16 protein-coding genes are annotated in these 13552 nt (G+C 74.9%); 9 read left to right on the top strand and 7 right to left on the bottom strand.

Annotation, left to right across the window (positions count from 1 at the left end; all coding sequences use genetic code 11):
* Nucleotides 1-77 precede the first annotated feature (77 nt).
* Entirely contained in the window at nucleotides 78-1052 is a 975-nt protein-coding gene (locus LOK46_RS08750; RefSeq protein ID WP_273563407.1) for a transporter substrate-binding domain-containing protein, read from the bottom strand.
* Between the two features lie 45 nt (nucleotides 1053-1097).
* On the opposite strand from LOK46_RS08750, the gene LOK46_RS08755 reads away from it, so the two are divergent.
* The 6 genes from LOK46_RS08755 to LOK46_RS08780 all read left to right on the top strand — a co-directional run bounded on the left by LOK46_RS08755 (nucleotide 1098) and on the right by LOK46_RS08780 (nucleotide 5680).
* Nucleotides 1098-3017, top strand: coding sequence for a glycosyltransferase family 2 protein (locus LOK46_RS08755; protein ID WP_273563408.1), 1920 nt, complete (start codon nucleotides 1098-1100; stop codon nucleotides 3015-3017).
* A gap of 100 nt (nucleotides 3018-3117) precedes the next feature.
* Complete coding sequence (locus LOK46_RS08760; RefSeq protein WP_273563409.1) at nucleotides 3118-3363, top strand: hypothetical protein; 246 nt, start codon at nucleotides 3118-3120, stop codon at nucleotides 3361-3363.
* A gap of 117 nt (nucleotides 3364-3480) precedes the next feature.
* The gene (locus LOK46_RS08765) at nucleotides 3481-3717 is read left to right on the top strand and encodes a hypothetical protein (protein WP_273563410.1); all 237 of its coding nucleotides are present in this window, start codon (nucleotides 3481-3483) and stop codon (nucleotides 3715-3717) included.
* Nucleotides 3718-3789: 72 nt separating this feature from the next.
* The gene (gene mazG / locus LOK46_RS08770; protein WP_273563411.1) at nucleotides 3790-4707 is read left to right on the top strand and encodes a nucleoside triphosphate pyrophosphohydrolase; all 918 of its coding nucleotides are present in this window, start codon (nucleotides 3790-3792) and stop codon (nucleotides 4705-4707) included.
* Nucleotides 4708-4838: 131 nt separating this feature from the next.
* A complete protein-coding gene (locus LOK46_RS08775) occupies nucleotides 4839-5216 on the top strand; it encodes a hypothetical protein (RefSeq protein WP_273563412.1) in 378 nt (125 codons plus the stop codon).
* 134 nt (nucleotides 5217-5350) lie between these two features.
* Nucleotides 5351-5680, top strand: coding sequence for a hypothetical protein (locus LOK46_RS08780; RefSeq protein ID WP_273563413.1), 330 nt, complete (start codon nucleotides 5351-5353; stop codon nucleotides 5678-5680).
* A gap of 87 nt (nucleotides 5681-5767) precedes the next feature.
* On the opposite strand, the gene LOK46_RS08785 is transcribed toward LOK46_RS08780, so the two are convergent.
* The 6 genes from LOK46_RS08785 to pabB all read right to left on the bottom strand — a co-directional run bounded on the left by LOK46_RS08785 (nucleotide 5768) and on the right by pabB (nucleotide 10051).
* Complete coding sequence (locus tag LOK46_RS08785; RefSeq protein WP_273563414.1) at nucleotides 5768-6313, bottom strand: YciE/YciF ferroxidase family protein; 546 nt, start codon at nucleotides 6311-6313, stop codon at nucleotides 5768-5770.
* A gap of 115 nt (nucleotides 6314-6428) precedes the next feature.
* A complete protein-coding gene (locus LOK46_RS08790; RefSeq protein ID WP_273563415.1) occupies nucleotides 6429-6599 on the bottom strand; it encodes a hypothetical protein in 171 nt (56 codons plus the stop codon).
* A 126-nt stretch (nucleotides 6600-6725) separates the two neighbouring features.
* Entirely contained in the window at nucleotides 6726-7196 is a 471-nt protein-coding gene (locus tag LOK46_RS08795) for a DoxX family protein (protein WP_443192894.1), read from the bottom strand.
* 32 nt (nucleotides 7197-7228) lie between these two features.
* The gene (locus LOK46_RS08800) at nucleotides 7229-8080 is read right to left on the bottom strand and encodes an aminotransferase class IV (protein ID WP_273563417.1); all 852 of its coding nucleotides are present in this window, start codon (nucleotides 8078-8080) and stop codon (nucleotides 7229-7231) included.
* Entirely contained in the window at nucleotides 8067-8681 is a 615-nt protein-coding gene (locus LOK46_RS08805) for an anthranilate synthase component II (protein ID WP_273563418.1), read from the bottom strand. Before LOK46_RS08805 ends, LOK46_RS08800 begins: the two co-directional genes overlap by 14 nt.
* On the bottom strand, nucleotides 8678-10051 hold the full coding sequence (gene pabB / locus LOK46_RS08810) for an aminodeoxychorismate synthase component I (RefSeq protein ID WP_273563419.1): 1374 nt from the start codon (nucleotides 10049-10051) through the stop codon (nucleotides 8678-8680). Before pabB ends, LOK46_RS08805 begins: the two co-directional genes overlap by 4 nt.
* Before the next feature lie 364 nt (nucleotides 10052-10415).
* On the opposite strand from pabB, the gene rimO reads away from it, so the two are divergent.
* From rimO to LOK46_RS08825, 3 genes are all read left to right on the top strand, one after another.
* On the top strand, nucleotides 10416-11777 hold the full coding sequence (gene rimO, locus LOK46_RS08815; protein WP_273563420.1) for a 30S ribosomal protein S12 methylthiotransferase RimO: 1362 nt from the start codon (nucleotides 10416-10418) through the stop codon (nucleotides 11775-11777).
* 142 nt (nucleotides 11778-11919) lie between these two features.
* Nucleotides 11920-13002, top strand: a complete 1083-nt coding sequence (gene dinB, locus LOK46_RS08820; protein ID WP_273563421.1) for a DNA polymerase IV — start codon at nucleotides 11920-11922, stop codon at nucleotides 13000-13002.
* A 284-nt stretch (nucleotides 13003-13286) separates the two neighbouring features.
* Entirely contained in the window at nucleotides 13287-13511 is a 225-nt protein-coding gene (locus LOK46_RS08825; protein WP_273563422.1) for a hypothetical protein, read from the top strand.
* Nucleotides 13512-13552: the final 41 nt, after the last annotated feature.

Raw genomic sequence — 13552 nt, forward strand, 5'->3', positions numbered from 1 at the left:
CGCTCCTGATCCATGGATACCCGACACCGTGCAGGATCCCCGATTCGCGCTTCCGCCGGAAGCCCCGGTGCGCTCCCTCAGAACGGGCTCACCGGGAAGAACCGCAGGTACAGCTCGGTGTACTTGCCGTCGTCCCAGACCCGCTGGAGCGCGTCGTCCAGCGCCCGGGAGAGGGCGGCGTCCTCCTGGCGGGTGATCAGGCCGATCCCCTCCCCGAAATAGCGGTTCTCCAGGTAGTCGCCGCCGGTCAGCGCGCAGCAATTCTCCGCGTCCTGGCCGCCGACGAACAGGGCGAGGTTGAGGCCGTCGGCGAACAGGTAGTCGATCTCGCCGCGCTTGAGCGCGCTCTCGGCCGCCGTGAGGTCGGTGAAGTCCTTGGGCACGGCCTTCGGGAAGAACGCCTTCAGGTAGGCCGCGTGGGCGCTGCCGGCGATGACCCCGACACCGCGGCCGGCGAGCCCCGCGGCCGAGGGGACCGGCAGGCCCTTGTCGGTCCGGGCCGCGAAGCGCGCCGGCCAGCGGAAATACGGCCGCGTCGCCAGGAATCGCGACCGCAGGGACGCGGTCAGCGGGATGGCGGCCGCGACCACGTCGCCCTGCTTGCCGTCGAGGGCGTCCAGCAGGGTGTCGAAGCGGCGCGCCTGCACCGTGCAGGTGATCGTCAGCTTCTCGCAGACGGCCCGGGCGAGCTCGACCACGAAGCCCGTCGGGTTGCCGTCGGGGCCGGCGAAGTGCAGCGGCGGGAACTCGTCGTCCGTGAGGAAGCGGACCGCCCGGCCGGTCTGCGGCGCCTCGATCCGCTCGCCTCGGCTGCGCGGGTTCCAGAAATCCGGCACCGTAACGGCGGGGGCGGCGGTAGCCCCGGCGGTGGCAGGGGCAGCTGCGGTAGCGGGCGCGGTCGGGGGCGCCGCGGCACCGGCCGGCCCCGGTGCCGCGAGGAGCGCCGCGACCGCGCCCGCGACGATCCAGGATGGGATGGCTGTCCTATCGCCTCTTGACGACGGGGACGGGGCGGTGCTCCTCTCGGAGCGCGGGGGCGGGGACTGGCTCACCCCCCTCCTCTACCACGTCCTCGGGCCGCGGGGGGAGCGCGCGGCGTGTCGTTCCAGCGCCCGCCCGCGGGGCCGGAGGCCCTGCCGCCCGAGATCGCCTTCCTGCTGGCCGAGGGCGTCGACGGGCGGCTGCTGGTCCGGGCCGCCGCCGCGGCGGCCGCGGCCGGGACCGACGCGGCGACCGCGCTGATGAATGCCGGCCTGATCGCGGAATCGGCCTACTACGCGGCCCTGGCCCGGGCGCTCGGCGCGCCCTACCTCGACGGCCCGATCCCGTTCGGCCTGGGCCTGCGCTTCCCCGACAGTCTCGTGGCCGGCCTCGCGCCGCTGGCGCCGGGCTCGGTGGCGCCCTGGGTGCTGGCGCCGCGCGGGCGGGCGATCGCGGACCTCCTCGACGCCGCCGGCCACGCCGCTGGCCACGCCGCCGTGCCGGCGATCACCAGCCCCACGCGCCTGCGCGAGGCCGTGTTCGCGTCCGTCCCCGGGCAGGTGGCGGATCACGCGGCGCACGACCTGCGGCGGCACAGCCCCGAGCGGGCGGCCGCCCCCGAGCCGGCCCTCCGCTGGCTGCTGGTCCTCGCCCTCGCCGGCACCGCCGCGCTCTGCCTGTGCGCGGCGCTGCCGGCCCCGCTGGCGCGCGCGGCGATGACGGCCGGGCAGGTCCTGTTCCTGGCCATGGCGACCCTGCGGATCGCGGCCCTCGCCATCGCGGCCCCGGTGGCCGCGGAGGCGGTGGCGCCCCTCGCCGAGACCGACCTGCCGGTCTACACGATCCTCGTCCCCCTCCACCGGGAGGCGGCGGTGGTGCCGGACCTGCTCAGGGCGCTCTCCGCCCTCGACTATCCGGCCGCCAAGCTCGACATCAAGCTGCTGCTCGAGGCGGACGACGCGGAGACCGCCTCGGCCCTCCCCCGCGACACCCTGCCGGCCCGGTTCGAGGTGATCACGGTGCCGCCGGGCGGCCCGCGCACCAAGCCGCGGGCGCTCAACGCCGCCCTACCGCTGGCCCGCGGCGCCCTGCTCACGGTCTACGACGCCGAGGACGTGCCCGATCCCGGGCAGCTGCGGCTGGCGGCCGCCCTGTTCGCGCGCCTGCCCGCGCGCACCGCCTGCCTCCAGGGGCGGCTGGTGATCGACAATGCCGGCGATTCGCGCCTCGCCCGCGCCTTCGCCCTCGAATATGCCGGGCTGTTCGACGTGCTGAACCCGGCCTTCGCCCGCTGCGGCCTGCCGGTCCCGCTGGGCGGCACCTCGATGCACCTGCGCACCCGCGTGGTGCGGGCGCTGCACGGCTGGGACGCCCACAACGTCACCGAGGACGCGGATCTCGGCCTGCGCCTCGCCCTGGCGGGCTACACGGTCGGCGACCTGCCCAGCCCCACCTTCGAGGAGGCGCCGGCCCGCCTCGGGCCCTGGCTCGGCCAGCGCACCCGCTGGCTGAAGGGCCTGGTCCAGACGAGCCTCACCCACGGGCGGCGCCCGCTGGCCAACGCCCGCAGGCTCGGCGGCCTGGAGACGCTCTGCGCCGCCGCCCTGGTCCCCGGGACGGTGGTCTCGGCGCTCGCCTACCCGGTCTGCCTCGCCGCGGCGGCGTGGTCCTTCCTGGTCCGGGAGATCCCGGCCGCCCCCGTCTTCCTGGACAACCTCTCCACGGGGCTCGCCATCACGCTGTTCGGGACGGGGCTCGCCGCCCTGGTCCTGCCCGCCCTCGTGGGCTGCGCCCGGCGCGGCTGGGGGGATCTCGCCCGGTCGGTCCCGTGGATGCCGGTCTACTTCCTCCTGGTCAGCCTGGCCGCGTGGCTGGCGCTGATCGAGCTGGTGCGCGCGCCGCTGCGCTGGAACAAGACCCGGCACGGCCTCGCGCGGACCTCCCGCAGCGGCCGGCGTCGCCGCCGTGGGGAATACCCTGCGACAGCCTGCGACACCGGGCCAGGGCCGGGCGGCGGCGCATGCGCGTCGGCTTGATCTGGATCAGTCGCGGCGCCGCGCCGGGCCGCTAGCTTGGCCGGCCGGCACCCGCCCGCGCCGCGGGCGGCCGGCGATTCGCCTCGCGGTGGTCCAAGCGATGCCGGCCTATCACCTCCGACGCACCCTCGAGCACGCGGACGGCCGCTGCGGCCTCGCCTTCGCCAGCGACTGTGTGGAGGCGGACGACGCGGAGGCGGCGATCCGCAGCGCCCGCGACCTGTGCCGCACCGCCGCCAACATGCTCCTGACCGGGGCGGTGCTGACGGATTCCTTCGGCCGGATCCTGTGGTCGTTCACCCTGGCGCTGGCCCGGGAGCCGCTCTGCGTCCGGCCGACGAGCTGAGGGCCGCGCGGATCGGGACGCGGATCGGCTTGCCGTGCAACGCCCGCGGCCCGCGCGCCGTTGTCCCGCACGGGCGTGGCCCGGAGGGGTGCCGACAGAGTTGCCGGGAGAGCTGCCATGAGCACGATCGCGATCCTGATCGGCACGCAGGCGGGCGCGCGCCTCCTGGCCGCCGCCTCCGAGCGGGAGGCGGCCCTCTCGGCCGAGGCCTTCCTGCTGCGCCTGCCCGTCCGCGCGCTCCCGGCGCCCCTCTGGGTGCAGTGCGCCGACCCGGCGGTCAGCGGCCGCCTCACCGGCTACCTGAACGGCCTGCAGGCCGAGCAGGTGCGCGAGCGCGATCCCCGCCGGGTCTGACGCCCGGCGCCGAGGCCCGGCGATCCCCGGGACGGATTTCCCTGCGCCGCGCCGTGCGCTAACGCCGTCCGCATGAGCGAGACACGCGACGCGGGCCGGTCCGGGCCGAACGGGGTGCGGGACGACGATCCGGCCGCGGAGGCGCCCCTGGGCCGGCTCCTGCGCCTGATGGCGGCCCTGCGCGATCCCGTCGCCGGCTGCCCCTGGGACGTGGCGCAGAGCTTCGCCACCATCGTCCCCTACACGATCGAGGAGGCCTACGAGGTCGCCGACGCGGTGGCGCGGGGGGACCTCGGCGACCTGCGCGACGAGCTCGGCGACCTGCTGCTCCAGGTGGTGTTCCACGCCCGCATGGCCGAGGAGCGGGGCGCCTTCGCGTTCGACGACGTGGCCCGCGCCATCGGCGACAAGCTGGTCCGGCGCCACCCCCACGTCTTCACCCCGGACGGCGCGCCCCTGCCCGCCGGCTCGGCCCTGCGCGACCCCGCGGCGGTCGAGGCACAGTGGGCGGCGATCAAGGCGCGGGAGCGGGCGGCCCGGCAGGCGGAGCGGCTGGACGCGGGGCTCGCGCCGGACCCGGCACCCGACCCCCTCGGCGGCGTCGCGCGGGCGCTGCCGGCCCTCGCCCGGGCGGAGAAGATCTCCCGGCGCGCGGCCGCCCACGGCTTCGACTGGGACGACGCCACCCAGGTCGTCGACAAGGTCCGCGAGGAGACCGACGAGGTCGCCGAGGCCCTGGCGGCGGGCGACCCGGAGGCCCTGTCGGAGGAGATCGGCGACCTCCTGTTCTCGGTGGCGAACCTCGCCCGGCACGCCGGGATCGACCCGGAGACCGCCCTGCGCGACGGCACCGCCAAGTTCGAGCGCCGCTTCGCCGCCATGGCGCGGCATCTCGCGGCGTCCGGGGGCGCCCTCGGCCGCTCCGACCTCGCCGCCATGGAGGCGGCGTGGCAGGCGGCCAAGCGCGACGAGGCGGCGGGACAGGCGTAGCGGCGCTGTCAGGCCGCGCCGCCCCGCCCGCTCGCGGCCCGAGATGCCGGCCCGTCGCGGCGGATCCGTCGGGCTCCGAAACGGCGATCCGACGCGTTGGCGTTCCGGAGGGCGGGCGCTAAACCCGTGCCATGTTCGACGACGCAGCCGCTCAGCGCTATCTCGCGGGACTGGCCCCCGTGGCGGCGGGATCGGTGCGCTGGCTCATCTACGATCACGACCGGCAATGGGTCTCGGTCGTGGACGGCGATCTCGCGTCCCTGCGGGAGGATTGCCTGCACGTCCTCGGCGCCACCGCGGAGGCGGACGCCACCGCGTCCCTCGTCGACGCGATCCGCGAGTTCCTCGCCGAAGGGACGGAGCGCACCCCGCAGATCGTTGCCCTCTCGTGCGCCGTGCTGATGCAGAGCGTCGGGGATCTCGACGCGGTCTTCGATCGGATCCGGTCCGGCGTCATGGCAACCCTCGTCTACGCCGAGGACGTCGTGGTCAGGCCCGTCGCCCGGTAGCGCAGGTCGGCACGTGCTCGGCCGCGCCGCGACCCGCGCCGAGCATGCCCGCGGCGATCCTCCGCGGCGATCCTCCGCGGTGCCCCCGCGCGTCGAGGGCTCGACACGTCGCGGCGCGCGGATATGTTCCGCGCATGCGCTTCACCCTGCCCGTCCTCGCCGCCCTCGCCGTCACCGCCGCCCTTTCCCGGCCCGCCGCGGCCGAGACGGTCCTCCAGGAGCGGTTCGGCTGCCACACCCAGGAGGTCACGGACCGCCTGTTCAAGCTGGTCATGGCGGGCGACGAATCCGGCTTCGGCCAGCTGCTGCAGGGCAGCCTCGCCAGCGGCGAGTGCCGGTCGTTCAAGCCCGGCGAGGAGGTCCGGCTCGAGTCCCGGACGATGAGCTACGGCTGCCTCGCCCTGAAGGACACGCAGGATCGCTGCTACTGGACGCCGCTGAGCGCCATCGAGAAGACGAACTGACGGCGGACTGACGGCGAACTGACGCGCCCCCGGGCGGCGGCGGGCCGGCGCCCGGGGCGCCGGCCCGCCCGCGCGGCCGGTCCGCGGTCAGGCGGCCTTCTTCCCCCGGCCCTTCGACGGCTCCGCGTCCGGCTCGGCCGACCCGGGCTCGCCCGCGGCGTTGATCGACTCGGCGATCTTCGAGAGCAGCGCGTCGGTCTTCTTCTCTTCCTGCAGGGTCTCGTCCAGGAGCTTGGCGGCGTCCGCGTAGCCGAGCTGGCCCGCCCAGGTCTTCAGGGTGCCGTAGCGGGCGATCTCGTAGTGCTCCACCGCCTGGGCGCAGGCGGCCAGCACCGCGTCAGCGGCCGGGCTGTCGGCGAAGTCGTCGAGATCCTCCTCCATCTCCGAGACGATGCCCTGCATCGCCTCGCAGGTCTTGGCCCGGGCCGGCTTGCCGATGATCTCGAAGACCTGCGTCAGGCGCTCCACCTGCTGGGCGCTCTCCTCGGCGTGGGTCTCGAAGGCCTGGCGCAGCTCGTCGTGCTCCGCCGCCTTGGCGGATTTCTTGAGCGCCTTCACCGACTGCTTCTCGGCGTAGTAGACGTCCTTCAGGGTCTCGTAGAAAGCGTCCTGCAGCGTCTTCTGCTTGGCCATTCGGTCTGTCTCCGCTGGGGGCCGCGCGCCGTGTCGGCGGCGTCTTCCGGGCAACGCCGGTCCCGCCGGCCGTATCCGGACGATATCTTCGCCCTGTGGAGGAACCTTTCGGGGCTCAGCGGCCCGCCCCGTCCGGGCGCGGCTTCCGGCCGGCCCGCGGCGCGGCGCCCGGCTTCGGGCGCAGGCGGTCGAGGATTGTTTCCAGGGCGCGCTCCACGGCGTCGCGGTCCGGCACGGTCTCCGGCGGTGGCGGGGTTGATCGGCCCGGGTCGCGGCGCTTCGGCATGTCGTCCGCCCGTATCGGGGCCGGGCGGACCGGTGTTCCGGCCCGCGCGGCGGCTGCCGGCCGGTCGAGCGGCCAGGATCCTGAGATCAAAGCCTGCCGGGATCCCGGGATCCCGGGATCCTGTGATCAGGGTTCCCGGATGGTTGACGGCGCGTCCGGTCCCGGAGCCGGCGGCGGCCGCGCCGGATCGCGGGCGGTCCCGGCCGCGCCACCGGCGGACCCGCGGCCCCCGCCGAACGGCCAGTCGATCAGGCCGCCGGCCCAGAGCGCCGCCCAGACGAAGACCGGCTGAAAGGCGAGCCGCGGCCCGTGGTACCACCAGGAATCCGGGATGCCGTCGACGTGGACGTGCTCGAAGGCGTGCTTGAGGTTCGCCGGGTAGACGCAGGCCGCGTAGAGGGCGAGGCCGATCGCGGCCGCCCGGCGGAACCGGCCGGTCAGGAGCCCGGCGGCGCCCGCGATCTCGCACAGGCCGGTGGCCAGGACGACGAGCCGCGGCTGCGGTACCCAGTCGGGCATCAGCGGCAGCATCGCGTCGGTCGCCACGAGGTGGACCACGCCGACGAACCCGTAGAGCGCTGCGAGCCCGTAGCGCAGCCGGCGTCGCCCCGTCCCGATCGCCCGGTCGGTCACGCGACCGTGTCCTCGGCCGCGCCGCAGGCCTGCGCCACGCGGGCGCGCAGAGCCGCCATGAGCCGCGTCACCGCCGGGTGGCCGGCGCCCGGGAAGGCCGTGTCGCCGATGGCCGTCACGGGGGCCAGGAGCCGCAGGGAGTTGGTCAGGAACACGGCCTCCGCGCCGAGGAGATCGGGCAGGCCGAGCGACCGCTCCTCGGCCCGCAGCCCGCATCCGGCGGCGAGACCCAGCACCTCCGCCCGCACGATGCCGGCGAGCACGCCGTCTCCGAGCGGCGGCGTGACCAGGGCGGTGCCGAACAGGGCGAAGAGATTGCCCGTGCCCGCGCAGGCGACGCGCCCCCGCGTGTTGCGGAACAGCGCCTCGTCGCAGCCCGCGGCGGCGGCCTCCCGGGCGGCCAGCACCGCATCGAGATAGCCCAGCGTCTTCAGGCGACTGGCGGGGGAGGTGTCGTTGCGGGCGATGGCTGTCGGCCACAGGCGCAGGGGCGCGAAGGACGCGGCCTTGCTGCTCGGCGCCGCGGTGACGAACAGCGTCGGGTGCGGATCCTCCGGCGGCTTCAGGCCGCGCGGGCCGGACCCGCGGGTGAGGGTGGTGCGGATCGCGAGCCGCTCGCCCTGGCGGGCGACGGCCCGCACGGCGTCCCGGATCCGCTCCGCCTCGGCCGGGATTCCCAGCGTCTCCGCGGAGGCCACGAGCCGGGCGATATGGGCGTCCTCGAAGGCGACCCGGCCGCCGAGCGCCAGTGCGGTGTCGAACAGGCCGTCGCCGAGCGTCAGGCCGCGGTCGGTGTGGTCGAGGGGGGCCGTGGTTCCGGGCGCGAGCGCCCCGTCACGCCACAGCATCGCGGCGTCCCTCCGGCCGTTCCCGCCACGCGCGGGCCAGTCCCAAGAAGTTGGCGAACAGGGCGTGGCCGCCCTCGGTCAGGACCGATTCCGGGTGGAACTGGATGCCGTAGGTCGGGTGGGTCCGGTGCGACAGCGCCATCACCTCCCCCTCCTGCGAGACCGCGTCGACCGCGAGGTGCTGCGCCATGTCGGGGCCGGGGGTGACCACCAGCGAGTGGTAGCGCCCGACCGGCATCGGCGCCGGCAGACCCGAGAACAGGCGCTCGCCCGCGTGGGCGATCGGCGTCATCTGCCCGTGCAGGGGCCGCTGCGCCCGCGCGACCGTGCCGCCGAAGGCCGCGCCGATCGCCTGGTGGCCGAGGCAGACGCCGAGGATCGGCACCGCGCCCGACAGGTCCCGGATCGCCGGCAGGGAGATCCCGGCCTCCGCGGGGGTGCAGGGCCCGGGCGAGACCACCAGGGCCTCCGGTCCGAGCGCCCGGATGCCGGGAACGTCCAGCGCGTCGTTGCGCACGACCCGGACCGTCTCGCCGAGCTCCTCCAGGTAGCGGACGACGTTGAAGACGAACGAGTCGTAATTGTCGAGGACGAGGATCATGCGAAGGCCTCGAACACGCGGGCGGCCTTGGCCAGGGTCTCGTCGTATTCCGGGCCCGGCTCCGACAGCAGCGTCACCCCGCCCCCGGCCTGCAGGACCGCCTGCCGGTCGTCCATGAACACGGTGCGGATCGCGATCGACGTGTCGAGCGCCCCGTCGAAGCCGATCCGGCCGATGGCGCCGCAGTAGAGTTCCCGCGCGTCGCCCTCGATCTCCGTGATGATGTCCATGGCGCGGATCTTCGGCGCGCCCGTGATCGAGCCGCCCGGAAAGGTCCCTTCCAAGAGGTCGAGGGCGTCGAGCCCGTCGCGGAGGTCGCCGGTCACCACCGACACCAGATGGTGGACGTTGGCGTAGGTCTCCAGGCCGCACAGGGTCGGCACGGCGACGCTGCCCGGCCGGCAGACCCGCGACAGGTCGTTGCGCAGCAGGTCGACGATCATGACGTTCTCGGCCCGCTCCTTGACGCTGGCCTGGAGCGCCTCGGCCGCCGCCCGGTCGGCCGCCGGGTCATCGAGCCGGCGGGCCGTGCCCTTGATCGGGCGCGTCTCCACGTGCCGGCCGTCGAGGCGGATGAACCGCTCCGGCGAGGACGAGGCGACGGTCAGGCCCTCCTGTTCCAGGTAGGCCCCGAAGGTCGCCGGATTGGTCTCGCGCAGCCGCCGGTAGAGGGCGAACGGGTCGAAGCCGGCCGGCAGGTCGGCGGTGAAGCGCTGGGCGATGTTGGCCTGGTAGATGTCGCCGGCCCGGATATAGGCGCGGACCTTTTCGACAGCTTCTTCGTAGGTTTGGCGGTCGAAGTTCGAGCGCCACGCGAGCGGCTGGGCCGGCCGGGCGGGGGCCGCGGCGGGCGGCTCCGTGCCGCCGAGCAGGTCGGCGAAGCGGGCGAGCCGCGCCTCCGCGCGGGCCCGCCGCGCGTCCGGCGCGGTCTCGGGGAACCCCGTGGCGACGAGCCGGCCCGTGCCGGCGGCGTGGTCGACGACCAGCGCCGTGTCGTAGAAATTGAGTGCGATGTCGTCGGTGAGCCCCGCCCGCCGGGCCGGCGGCGCCACCCGTTCCAGCGCCGCGCCGAGGTCGTACGCCAGGTACCCGATCGCCCCGCCGGGGAACGGCTCGGGCCCGGGCTCGAGCCGGTAGGGCTCGAGGCAGGCCCGGAGCGCCGCCATCGGGCCGCCCGCCACCGGTCGCCCGTCGAGGGTCGCGCGCCCGTCGCGGTAGCGGAACCGCGCGAACGGGTCGGCGGCCACGATCGAGTGCCGGCCCAGCGGGTCGTGCCGCATGGCGCTGTCGAGGAAGGCGAGCCCGGGCAGGGCGCGCAGCCGGGCCGCCGCCGCGACGGGATCGATGAAGGGGATCTCTCGGGTCCACATGACCGGGTTCGGGGCCGTTATCCTCGGGCTGCGCGTCGTCCGCTGCCGTCGCACAGGCGATGCCGCGGGGGAAGCGGCAGTTCCACGCAGGCCCCGCCGCCCCGCGCGGGCGGGCCGTGTCCGGGGCGCAGGGCGACGCCGCCCTGGGCTGATGTGGGGTCTGAGGAGCCCGTCGTAAAGCTCTGCTGTAACGGCAGGATCGACGGCCGGGCCCAGGCTCGCGCGCAGGGCCGGTCACCCCTGCGGCGGCCGGCCTCGCGCGGAGGCGCGGGACCCTGTATAGGAGCGCGACCCCGAATTCCTGGTCCCGCGCGCCGGGCGGCCGATCGCCGGTCGCCCTGCCGGACCGTCCGACCCGAATGCCATGACCGCCACGCCCGCCCCCCGCGGCCCCGCTCCCGGCGCCGCCCCCAAGATCACGGCCCCCAAGATCTCGTTCGTCTCGCTGGGCTGCCCGAAGGCGCTGGTCGATTCCGAGCGGATCCTCACGCACCTGCGCGCCGAGGGCTACGAGCTGGCTCGCCGGCACGACGGCGCCGACGTGGTGATCGTCAACACCTGCGGCTTCCTCGATTCGGCCAAGGCGGAGTCGCTCTCGGCGATCGGCGAGGCCATGGCGGAGAACGGCCGGGTCATCGTCACCGGCTGCATGGGCGCGCAGCCGGAGGAGATCCGCGAGAAGTACCCCGACCTCCTCGCGGTGACCGGGCCCCAGGCCTACGAGTCGGTGGTGGCGGCCGTCCACGAGGCGGTGCCGCCGGCCCACGACCCGTTCCTCGACCTCGTGCCGCCGCAGGGGATCAAGCTCACCCCGCGCCACTACGCCTACCTGAAGATCTCGGAAGGGTGCAGCAACCGCTGCAGCTTCTGCATCATCCCGAGCTTGCGCGGGAACCTCGTCAGCCGCCCCGCCGCCGACGTGCTGCGCGAGGCCGAGAAGCTGGTGAAGGCCGGCGTGAAGGAGCTGCTGGTCGTCAGCCAGGACACCAGCGCGTACGGCGTCGACATCCGCTACAGTGAGAGCCCGTGGCAGGACCGCCAGGTCCGCGCGAAGTTCTACGACCTGACCCGGGAACTCGGCGAGCTCGGGGCCTGGGTGCGGCTGCACTACGTCTACCCCTACCCGCACGTGGACGAGGTCATCCCGCTGATGGCCGAGGGCAAGGTGCTGCCCTACCTCGACATGCCGCTCCAGCACGCGAGCCCCTCCGTGCTCAAGCGCATGCGCCGCCCCGGCAACCAGGAGCGCCAGCTCGACCGGATCCGCAGCTGGCGGCAGACCTGCCCGGACCTCGCGATCCGCTCGACCTTCATCGTCGGCTTCCCCGGCGAGACCGAGGCCGAGTTCGAGGAGCTGCTGGCCTGGCTCCAGGAGGCGAAGCTCGATCGCGTCGGCTGCTTCGAGTACGAGCCGGTGGCCGGCGCCACCGCCAACGCGCTGGGCGACCTCGTGCCGCCGGCGGTGAAGGCCGAGCGCAAGCGCCGGTTCATGGAGACCCAGAACGGCATCGCGCTCCGGCTGCAGCGGGCCAAGGTTGGCAAGCGGTTGCCCGTCATCGTCGATTCCGTCGAGGGCGGGGTCGCGCGGGGCCGGTCCAAGGCCGACGCGCCGGAGATTGACGGCACCGTCCACGCCGCCTTCCGGCGCCCGGTGCGGGTCGGCGACATCGTCACCGTGAAGATCGACCGGGCCGAGGCCTACGACCTCTACGGCAGCGTCGCCTGACGCGGAACACCGTCGCCGCGCCCGCGATGGCGGGCGCGGGCCGGACTCCTGTTGACGCCGCGCCCGGCGCGGCTTGACCCAGCCGTCCCGCCGCGGTCATTCAGAACAGAGCGGGAACTGGCGGCGGATCTCCGAGGCGGCGATGGATCCGGAGGTCGCGCTCCGAAAGATCATCCACATCGACATGGACGCGTTCTACGCCTCCGTGGAGCAGCGCGACGACCCGTCCCTGCGCGGCCTGCCGCTGGCGGTGGGCGGCTCGCGGGAGCGCGGCGTCGTGGCGGCGGCGAGCTACGAGGCGCGCAGGTTCGGCGTCCGCTCGGCCATGCCGTCGGCCACCGCCCGCCGGCTCTGCCCGGACCTGCTGTTCGTGAAGCCGCGCTTCGAGGTCTACCGGGCGGTCTCGGAGGAGATCCGCGCGGTCTTCGCCCGGCACACGGCCGTCATCGAGCCAGTGGCCCTGGACGAGGCCTATCTCGACGTCACCGAGAACCTCCTGGGACTCCCGACCGCCACGGCCGTGGCGAGGGCGATCCGGGCCGAGATCCTGGAGCGCACCGGCCTGATCGCCTCGGCCGGGGTCTCGTACAACAAGTTCCTCGCCAAGGTGGCGTCCGACCACAGGAAGCCCGACGCCCTGTTCGTCATCACCCCCGCGATGGGGCCGGACTTCGTGGCGGCGCTGCCGATCGGCCGGTTCCACGGCGTCGGCCCGGTCACCGAGGCGAAGATGAAGCGGCTCGGGATCGAGACCGGGGCGGACCTGCGCGCCTGGACGCCGGAGCGCCTGCGCGAGACCTTCGGCTCCGCGGGCGCCTACTACCACGCCGTCGCCCGCGGGATCGACGCGCGGCCGGTCCGCGCCCACCGGGTGCGCAAGTCGATCGGGGCGGAGACCACCTTCTCGGACGACACCGCCGCCTTCGAGGTCCTGGCCGCCCGGCTGGCGCCGCTGTTCGACAAGGTCTGGGCGGGGGCCGACGCCAAGGGCATGCGCGCCCGGACCGTGACCCTGAAGCTCAAGTTCTCGGATTTCGCCCAGGTCACCCGGGCGAGGTCGCTGCCCGTCCCCGTCGCCGACCGGGCCGGGCTGGAGCGGATCGGCCTCGACCTGCTGGCCGGCCTGTTCCCCCTGCGGCGCAGCGCGCGGCTGATCGGGGTATCGCTGTCGGGCTTCGCGCAGGACGCGCCCGAGGCGCCGCTCCAGCTCGGGCTGGCGCTCTGACACGGCCTCCGGGGCAGGCCCACGCTCCGTCATCACGGGCGCGGTGAAGTGACTCAGGGCAGCAGGACATCGGTCGGCGTGGCGCTGCCCTGGATTGCTTCGCTCCACGCGCAACGACGACGGTGGGGGAGCGATCAACCGGAAAGCGATGGAGCCGCCGCCGTCATGCACGACACGGCGCCTGTGCGGTTCCGCACGTCGGGAAGGGCGGGTCGATCGCAGAGCGGAGCGATCCGGTACGGATCAGGGTTTTTCGAGCCCGGGCGAACACGAGGACCCTGTCGATGCCGAAGCACGCCCGCCTGGCCCTGGCCGCCGCGCTCCTATCGGCCCTCGCGGCGGGCGCCGTCCGCGCGGACGGCACATCCGCTTTCGGGGCCGCCAACGCGGCCCAGCTCCGGGGCTACACCGCCAGCCCGGCCCAGATCTACGTTCCGGCAGGCGGCCCGAGCGCCAAGCCCGCAGCCCCTGCACCGCAGCGGCCGAAGCCGCCGGCCCGCGCCCGCTGACGGGGCTCGCCCGGGCCGCGCCGGCCCGGGCAGCCCGTCAC

Origin of the sequence: Methylobacterium sp. NMS14P, from assembly GCF_028583545.1 — a bacterium.
In the GTDB taxonomy this organism is placed as follows: domain Bacteria; phylum Pseudomonadota; class Alphaproteobacteria; order Rhizobiales; family Beijerinckiaceae; genus Methylobacterium.

What these genes read in the sequence shown, in the direction of transcription:
- LOK46_RS08760 (WP_273563409.1), top strand. Translation starts at nt 3,118, where the DNA reads ATGCCGGCCTATCACCTCCGACGCACCCTCGAGCACGCGGACGGCCGC.
- LOK46_RS08765 (WP_273563410.1), top strand. Translation starts at nt 3,481, where the DNA reads ATGAGCACGATCGCGATCCTGATCGGCACGCAGGCGGGCGCGCGCCTC.
- mazG (WP_273563411.1), top strand. Translation starts at nt 3,790, where the DNA reads ATGAGCGAGACACGCGACGCGGGCCGGTCCGGGCCGAACGGGGTGCGG.
- LOK46_RS08775 (WP_273563412.1), top strand. Translation starts at nt 4,839, where the DNA reads ATGTTCGACGACGCAGCCGCTCAGCGCTATCTCGCGGGACTGGCCCCC.
- LOK46_RS08780 (WP_273563413.1), top strand. Translation starts at nt 5,351, where the DNA reads ATGCGCTTCACCCTGCCCGTCCTCGCCGCCCTCGCCGTCACCGCCGCC.
- LOK46_RS08785 (WP_273563414.1), bottom strand. Translation starts at nt 6,313, where the DNA reads ATGGCCAAGCAGAAGACGCTGCAGGACGCTTTCTACGAGACCCTGAAG.
- LOK46_RS08790 (WP_273563415.1), bottom strand. Translation starts at nt 6,599, where the DNA reads ATGCCGAAGCGCCGCGACCCGGGCCGATCAACCCCGCCACCGCCGGAG.
- LOK46_RS08800 (WP_273563417.1), bottom strand. Translation starts at nt 8,080, where the DNA reads ATGCTGTGGCGTGACGGGGCGCTCGCGCCCGGAACCACGGCCCCCCTC.
- LOK46_RS08805 (WP_273563418.1), bottom strand. Translation starts at nt 8,681, where the DNA reads ATGATCCTCGTCCTCGACAATTACGACTCGTTCGTCTTCAACGTCGTC.
- pabB (WP_273563419.1), bottom strand. Translation starts at nt 10,051, where the DNA reads ATGTGGACCCGAGAGATCCCCTTCATCGATCCCGTCGCGGCGGCGGCC.
- rimO (WP_273563420.1), top strand. Translation starts at nt 10,416, where the DNA reads ATGACCGCCACGCCCGCCCCCCGCGGCCCCGCTCCCGGCGCCGCCCCC.
- dinB (WP_273563421.1), top strand. Translation starts at nt 11,920, where the DNA reads ATGGATCCGGAGGTCGCGCTCCGAAAGATCATCCACATCGACATGGAC.
- LOK46_RS08825 (WP_273563422.1), top strand. Translation starts at nt 13,287, where the DNA reads ATGCCGAAGCACGCCCGCCTGGCCCTGGCCGCCGCGCTCCTATCGGCC.